Origin of the sequence: Phenylobacterium sp., assembly GCF_031412415.1 — a bacterium.
Taxonomy (GTDB): domain Bacteria; phylum Pseudomonadota; class Alphaproteobacteria; order Caulobacterales; family Caulobacteraceae; genus Phenylobacterium.
On sequence record NZ_JANOCX010000110.1, the window covers coordinates 1 to 7,297 of the forward strand.

6 protein-coding genes and 2 pseudogenes are annotated in these 7,297 nt (G+C 68.0%); 3 read left to right on the plus strand and 5 right to left on the minus strand.

From position 1 onward, the window contains the following. Positions 1-357 precede the first annotated feature (357 nt). Together rpmB and RMO04_RS05570 are read left to right on the plus strand one after the other, a co-directional pair. The gene (rpmB, locus tag RMO04_RS05565; RefSeq protein ID WP_309643800.1) at positions 358-660 is read left to right on the plus strand and encodes a 50S ribosomal protein L28; all 303 of its coding nucleotides are present in this window, start codon (positions 358-360) and stop codon (positions 658-660) included. 114 nt (positions 661-774) lie between these two features. After that, a complete protein-coding gene (locus tag RMO04_RS05570) occupies positions 775-1,665 on the plus strand; it encodes an MBL fold metallo-hydrolase (protein WP_309643801.1) in 891 nt (296 codons plus the stop codon). Here the strand turns inward: RMO04_RS05570 and RMO04_RS05575 are convergent, their stop codons facing one another. The 3 genes and pseudogenes from RMO04_RS05575 to cobT all read right to left on the minus strand — a co-directional run bounded on the left by RMO04_RS05575 (position 1,666) and on the right by cobT (position 5,342). Further along, positions 1,666-2,409 (minus strand): dienelactone hydrolase family protein, encoded by a 744-nt coding sequence (locus RMO04_RS05575; RefSeq protein ID WP_309643802.1) that lies wholly within the window; start codon positions 2,407-2,409, stop codon positions 1,666-1,668. A gap of 24 nt (positions 2,410-2,433) precedes the next feature. Continuing rightward, on the minus strand, positions 2,434-3,393 hold the full coding sequence (locus tag RMO04_RS05580) for an esterase-like activity of phytase family protein (protein ID WP_309643803.1): 960 nt from the start codon (positions 3,391-3,393) through the stop codon (positions 2,434-2,436). Continuing rightward, positions 3,390-5,342, minus strand: a pseudogene (gene cobT / locus RMO04_RS05585) (cobaltochelatase subunit CobT). Before cobT ends, RMO04_RS05580 begins: the two are co-directional and overlap by 4 nt. 105 nt (positions 5,343-5,447) lie before the next feature. Between cobT and RMO04_RS05590 the strand changes: the two are divergent. Then, the gene (locus tag RMO04_RS05590) at positions 5,448-5,627 is read left to right on the plus strand and encodes a DUF1328 family protein (protein WP_309643804.1); all 180 of its coding nucleotides are present in this window, start codon (positions 5,448-5,450) and stop codon (positions 5,625-5,627) included. Positions 5,628-5,649: 22 nt separating this feature from the next. On the opposite strand, the gene RMO04_RS05595 is transcribed toward RMO04_RS05590, so the two are convergent. Together RMO04_RS05595 and RMO04_RS05600 are read right to left on the minus strand one after the other, a co-directional pair. After that, on the minus strand, positions 5,650-6,816 hold the full coding sequence (locus tag RMO04_RS05595) for a DUF3089 domain-containing protein (protein WP_309643805.1): 1,167 nt from the start codon (positions 6,814-6,816) through the stop codon (positions 5,650-5,652). 76 nt (positions 6,817-6,892) lie between these two features. Beyond that, a pseudogene (locus RMO04_RS05600) lies at positions 6,893-7,297 on the minus strand (CbbQ/NirQ/NorQ C-terminal domain-containing protein); the annotation flags it as partial.

Consider the following 7,297-nt stretch of genomic DNA (forward strand, 5'->3'; position numbering starts at 1 on the left):
GTCCCCCGGATCTCGCTTCGCGACCCCGGAGGATGACGAAGGAGTTGAGTGTGCGAGGGGCTGCGGATTCGCGGTTAACGCGAACGAGGGAACCCGCGGAACACGGCCGAAACGAACCGTGACCGAATCAGCGACTCCGCCGGATTCAGCCTTTGTTCCCTACAAGCTATTGTATCTCAAAGGCCTGGAGGCACAAACGCGTTCCGGTTCGGCTTGTGGTTTTTTGGCCTTTTGGGGCCGTCATGACCGCTTCGTTGGCCGGTTCGCCTTGACGCCGGACACAGCCTTCGCCTATATCGCCGCCTCTCGCGCGGGTCCGCCCGCCGCATCCCTGTTTTCTCGCGTAGGTCAGAAGCCATGTCGCGTCGTTGCGAACTCACCGGGGTCGGCCCCATGGTCGGCCACAATGTGAGCCACTCGAATATCAAGACCAAGCGCCGGTTCCTGCCTGCGCTGGCGCCGGCGTCGCTCCAGTCGGAAGCGCTGGGTCAGACCTTCAAGCTGCGGATCACCAACGCGGCCCTGCGCACCCTGGACTTCCGGGGCGGCCTGGACGTGTTCCTGGTCAAGGCCCGCGACGAGAAGCTCTCGCCCCGCGCGCTGAAGATCAAGAAGCAGGTGAAGGCCAAGCTCGCCGAACAAGCCGCGGCCGCAGCCTAAGCCAAGCCTATCTGAATTTCGAAAGGGCCGTCCCTCGGGGCGGCCCTTTTGCTTTGTGCGATTCGCGCGCCATGGCAGCCTGACCGTCCTTGCCGGACCATCACAGGACCTCCCATGAGACTCGCCATCGCCATCGCCTTCGCCCTGGCCGCCAGCCTGGCTGTCGCGGCCGCGCCCGCTGCAGCCGAATCGGCCGATGTCCACCGCTTCAAGATCGGCGCGCTTGACGCCGTGTCGGTCCGCGACGGCGGCCTCAATGTGGCGATTGACGGCAAGACCTTCGGAATCGGCCGGCCGGCCGGCGAGGTCGGCCAGGTTCTCACCGCCGCGAACCTCGCGACGGAGGCGGTCGACCTGAGCATCCAGCCCCTCCTGGTGCGCGGCGCTGGCAAGGTCCTGCTATTCGATACCGGCGCGGGCAATGTGTCCTGGGCCAAGGGCGGTCGGCTACAGGCCTCGTTGAGCGCCGCGGGGGTTACGCCGGACCAGGTCACGGACATCTTCATCTCGCACAGTCATGGCGACCACATAGGCGGACTGCTCGGCGCGGACGGCGCCCTGGCGTTCCCCAAAGCCACAGTCCATCTCTCCGAGCCCGAATGGGCGTCCATGCAGGCCGCGAGGCTTCAGAAGCCATTGGTCGCCGCCCTGACACCCAAGGTCGTGACATTCAAGCCTGGCGCCGTCGTCCTGCCAGGACTGGTGACAGCCGTCGCCGTCAACGGACACACCGCCGGTCACAGCGCCTACGAGATCGGGACCGGCAAGGCGCGGGTGCTCTTTATCGGCGACACCGCCCACCACTTCGTCATCTCGGTGCGCAAGCCCGACTGGACCATTTCCTACGATGGCGACGCGCCCACCGCCCAGGCCAGCCGCCGCGCGCTGCTACAACGCGCCGCCGACCAGAAACTCAGGCTCTACTCGCCGCACTTCCCGTTCCCGGGCGTGGGAAGCGTGCGCGCGGAGGGCGACGGGTTCGTCTGGGTCCCCGAGGCGCGATAGCTACTTCAGCACGCCGTCGAAGAGGGCGATCAGCTCGCGCCAGTGCCGCTCGGAGGCGTCGACGTCGTAGACTGGCATGTCGGGCGGGGCGTAGCCGTGCTTGGCGCCGCGATAGATGGTGACCTCGGCGTCCAGGCCCGCGTCCTGCAGCGCCTTGTCCAGCCGCTCGCACTGGGCGTCGTCGAAGCCGCGGTCCTCGTCGGCGCCGGCCACCAAGATCTTCGCCTTCATCTGCGGGGCCAGCAGGTGTGGGCTGTCGGCCGCGTCGGTGGCGAGGTTCCCGCCATGGAAGGCGCCAGCCGCGGCGACTCGGTCTGGATAGGTCCCCGCCGCGCGCAGGACAATCGCTCCGCCCATGCAGTAGCCGGTGACGCCGATCTTCTCGGCCTTGGCCCGCGGCTGCGCCGAGAGGAAGTCGAGGAAAGCGCCCGTGTCGCTCATCTGCTTCTCGGGGCTGGTGGAGGCGAAGAACTTGCCGAAGATCGCCCGGCGTTCCTCGTCGCTGCGGATCGATTTGATATCGATGGGTTCGTAGGGGCCGATGCGCCAGAACATGTCGGGCAGCAGCACGTAGTAGCCGTTGTCGGCCAAGCGCTGGCTCATCTCGAAGAGGGCGGGGCGGATCGCCGGGCCGTCCATGAAGAAGATCGCCGCCGGCCAGGGACCCTGGCCCTCGCCGGGGGTGAAGACGAAGGCGCGGGCTTCGCCGTCGGGCGTGGGTATCGAGACCTCGACACGGCTCATGGGCGTCTCCCTATGCCTTTGGGCTTATGATCTGGGCTTCCAGTCGAACGCGAGCAGCAGGGTGCGCTGGGAGCTCTGAAAATTGTCGTCGGAAAGCAGGTAGAATCGAATGGTTCCGTCCTTGGTGGGAACCGCCGCCAGGGCCTCGAAATTGTCGACGGCGAGCGGCCGGGCGAAATCCATGCGCGCGATCTCGGTTGTCGCGTCGCGCACGACCAGACTGACCCGGCTGCCGCGAGCGGGGTCCCAGGCGCGCAGCAGCCATGCCGTGCGGCCCTGCGGCAGGCGGGTGACGGCCACCAGGCCGAACTCGGGCGGCTTGGCGATAGCGGGACCGACAACGCAGGTGGCGGAGACCCGGCAGGTCCAGGTCTGGCCGCTCTCCTCGGCCCCGGCGACATAGGCGTCCGGACCCGCCGCGGGATCGGGAGCCAGGGCTTCCAGCCCGCCATTGTCGGGGAACGTCGCGTCGGGCATGGGGGCGGGGCGGGGCGGGCCGCCGGCGGCTGGATAGAGCCACACGCGGTGACGCTGTTCGAAGCTGACCAACATGTCGCCGTTGGCCAGCAGGGCGACGCCTTCGGAATCGCCTTCGAGCTTGCCTTGCAGCGGCTTGCCCTCCGGGTTGGTGAGGGCGGTGATGCGTCCGTCGGCCAAGCCGACAAGGCGGCCGGCCTTGTCCAGCACCAGACGGGCCTTCAGCAGGTCGCCCTCGTCCGTGACGGCGGTCAGGTCGCCGCCGACGCCCAGCGCCATGTCCGAGAGACCATGAAATCGGGCGGTGTCCGGCGACGACAGGGCGAGACCGCCCGCGTAGCGGAAGTCGCCAACGCGATCCTGGGCCGGGTCCTGGACGTTCAGCGGAACAGCGGTCGCCGCGATGGTGAAGCCAGGGCCGGCCGGAACGGGCGAAACGGGCAGGGCGCCCGGCTGGGCGCAGGCCGAAAGCAGGAGCGCCGCCGCCAGGACCAGCCCACGCCTCACGCGACGGCTCTCCGCACTTCCTTGAAGGTCGAGCGTCGGGTGGCCGGGCCCTGCGGCCCCTGGGTGTTGGGCGGCGGCTGCAGCAGGTTGGCGTTCTTGCGCGTGACCCGGCGAACCTCCTCGTCGAACAGTTCGGCGAGTTGATCGACGATGGCCCCAGCCAACTGCTCCACGTCGACGATGGTCACGGCGCGGCGATAGTAGCGGGTCACGTCGTGGCCGATGCCGATGGCGATCAGCTGGACCGGGCTCTTGCCCTCGATCTCGCCGATCACCTCGCGCAGATGGCGTTCGAGGTAGTGGCCGGAGTTCACCGACAGGGTCGAGTCATCCACCGGCGCGCCGTCTGAAATGACCATCAGGATGCGGCGGGCCTCGGGCCGGCCCATCAGGCGCTGGTGCGCCCACATCAGGGCCTCGCCGTCGATGTTCTCCTTCAGCAGCCCCTCGCGCATCATCAGGCCGAGGTTGCGCCGGGCGCGCCGCCAAGGGGCGTCGGCGGACTTGTAGATGATGTGGCGCAGGTCGTTCAGCCGGCCGGGCTGAGCGGGCTTGCCGGCCTTCAGCCAGTCCTCGCGGCTGGCGCCGCCCTTCCAGGCCCGGGTGGTGAAGCCGAGGATCTCGGTCTTGACGCCGCAGCGTTCCAGGGTGCGCGCCAGGATGTCGGCGCAGACGGCGGCCACCATGATCGGCCGACCGCGCATCGAGCCCGAATTATCGATAAGGATGGTGACCACCGTGTCGCGGAACTCGGTGTCTTCCTCATCCTAGAAGGCCAGCGAGGCGGTGGGGTCGATGATCACGCGGGTGAGGCGCGCGACATCCAGGATCCCTTCCTCCAGGTCGAAGGTCCAGGATCGGTTCTGCTGGGCCATCAGCTTGCGCTGCAGCTTGTTGGCCAAGCGCGAGACCACGCTGGAGAGGCTGGCGAGTTGCTGGTCCAGATAGGCGCGCAACCGCGTCAGCTCCTCGGCGTCGCAGAGCTCCTCGGCGGCCACCACCTCGTCGTGGGCGGTGGTGAAGACCTTGTAGGTCGCCTGCTTGCCCTCGCCCTTCAGGTCCGGGCGGGCGGGCTGCTCGCCGTCGCCCATCTCCGGCGGCTCGTCGGTGTCTTCGGCGTCGGAATCGTCGTCGGCCTGCATGGCCTGGCTGTCGGCGTCCTCGCTCTCGCGGTGGGTCGCCTCGTTCTCGTCCATGGAGGTCTGCTGCGGGGACTGGCCTTCGCCGTCGCCCTCGTCGCCGTCCTCGCTGGCGTCGCTCTCGCCGTCCTCGCCTTCCTCGTTCTCGTCGTCGGCCTGGTCGGGCGCGTCGGAGAGATCGTCGCCCAGGGACAGGTCGCGCAGGATGGTCCGCGCGATGCGCGCGAAGGCCTTCTGGTCGTGGAAGGCGTCGACCAGTTTGTCGAGGTCTGGACCGGCCTTGCTCTCCACCTCGGCGCGGAACAGGTCGACCAGCGGGCGCGCCATGGGCGGCGGCGGTTCGCCGGTCAGACGCTCGCGGGCCATCATGGCGACAACATCGGCCATGGGCGGATTGGCCAGGGCCTCGAGCTGGTTCAGGGGCTTCTTGGCCCAGGCCTGCTCATGCACCGCGCGCAGGTTGTCCTTCACCCCGCCCAGGGCGTTGGCGCCGATGGCCTCGATTCGCGCCTGCTCCAGGGCGTCATAGACCGGCGCGCCCAACGCTGAAGCAGGACGGGCCTTGTTGTGGGCGGCGATGTCGTGGTGTGCCAGGCGCAGGGCCATCTGGTCGGCCAGGCCGCGGATGCGCGCGGCGTCGGCCGAGGTCAGGTCGCGGGGCGGATGCGGCAAGACCGCGCGCTTGCCGCGCAGCAGGGGCCCCTCGCCCGAATAGACGATCTCCAGATCGGGCATCTCGGCGAGCGAGCGCGCGGCGTTGGCCAGCGCGCGCTTGAAGGGCTCGATTGGGCTTTCCGGATTCTTGGCCATGGTCGGCCTTCTTAGCGCGACGAGCCGAAGCGAGGGAAGGGCGACGTGACGGAACGCGGGGCCGCGCCTCGCGTTGGTGCCTCAAGCTGTTCAAGGAAACACGTCATGCTCAAGTGGGCTCTCATCTTCGCCGTGGTCGCGCTGATCGCCGGCGCCCTAGGCTTTGGCGGCATCGCCGGCGCGGCCGCCGGGATCGCCAAGTTCCTGTTCTTCATCTTCCTGATCGGGTTCGTGATCTTCCTGGTTCTAGGCTTCGTGGCCGGGAAGAAGATCACGGGCGGCTGACGCCGCCCGCGAACGTCTCAGGCTACGGCTTGGCGCGCCACGCCTTGCCTTGGGTCTCCACCAGGTCGACGAGGTTGCCCATGGCGACATTGACGTCGACCAGGTGCAGGCCCCAGTCGGGGGTCACGGCGCCCGGCTTGATGGCGTCGATCCGCAGGTCGGCAGGATCGGCGTTCACGCCGACGGCCAGATAGTTGAAGCCGTCCTTGTTGACGCAGGTCGCGTTGAGCAGGCCGGGAACCGAGACAAACGGCGTGTCCACCGTGACGCCCTTGGCCCAGCCGTCCTTGGCATGTCCGTTGGCGGTGGCGGACATGTAGCTGTGAAGCTCGCCCTTGCCGCCCGCCAGGCTGGCGGGGTTCACGCAGGCCGCTTCCATGGGGGAATTGGGCTCGCGCGGCTTGCCGAAGCGGCTGTTGGCCGGGGGTGGCGCGGACTCCAGGAAGCTCACATAGGCCACGGCGCAGCCGGTCTGGGTCGCTGACTTGCAGAGCGGTATCGACTTGAACGTGCCGGTGTCGCCGCCCTTGGTGACGGGCAGATTGGTGCCGAGCAGCAGGGCCGAGATGACCTTGGCCTGGACCGGCTTGCCGTCGATCTCGCTGGCGATCAGCTGGGTCAGGACGCCCGAGCCCTGGCTATGGCCGATCAGGACCACGCCGCGGCCCTTGTTCTCGGTCTTGAGATACTGGTTCCAGGCGTCGACCACGTCCTGATATCCGGTCTGCGGACGCGGGGCGTTCGCGGCTGAACCGTCCGGCAGGGGCTGGCCGGTGATCATCGCGCGCAGGGCCGTCAGGGTGAACTGACGGTACATGGGCGCATAGACCCGGCACTTCGACGCGAAGCGCGAGAGCTGCTGCTCGACCACGCGCTGCTCCTCGGCGTTGGGCGTCATGTCCGACAGCACCGACTTGTCCATCGACACGGTCGGATAGACGTAGAAGCAGTCGATCGGCGCCTTGGGATCGGCCTTCCAGGCCTCCTTGGTCGCCTTGCCGTCGGCGGTGATCACGGTTGAGCTGTTGTCGCCGGACCAAGCGTCGGTGCGGCCGGGCCAGCACAGCCAGTTCTCGGCTTTCGAGTAGTCGTTATGGTCGGCGGCCGGCGTCTGGGCGGCGGCCGGAGAGGCGAATGCCGCTAGCGCGAGCGTGCCTGCGGCGAACGCCGCGAGCGTGATCCTGGACATGTATCCCCACTGAAAATCTATTGTTCGCAATGGGGGCGAACATCGCGCCGACGGGCGGCGCGGTCCAGTTCGATCTTTAGGCCACCCGCACCCGGGCCGTGCTTTCCGGCAGGTCCTGACCGAAGGCGCGCTGGTAGAACTCGGCGACGGTGCCGCGCTCCAGCTCGTCGCACTTGTTCAGGAAGGTCATCCGGAACGATAGGGCAAGGTCGCCGCCGAAGATCTCGGCGTTCTGGGCCCAGGTGATCACCGTCCGCGGGCTCATGACCGTGGAGATGTCCCCGTTCATGAAGGCGTTGCGGGTCATGTCGGCGACGCGGACCATGGCGGCGATGGTGCGCTTGCCCTCGGCCGTGTCGTAGTGCGGCGACTTGGACAGCACGATGTCGGCCTCGACGTCGTGGGCCAGGTAGTTCAGCGTGGTGACGATCGACCAGCGGTCCATCTGACCTTGGTTGATCTGCTGGGTGCCGTGATAGAG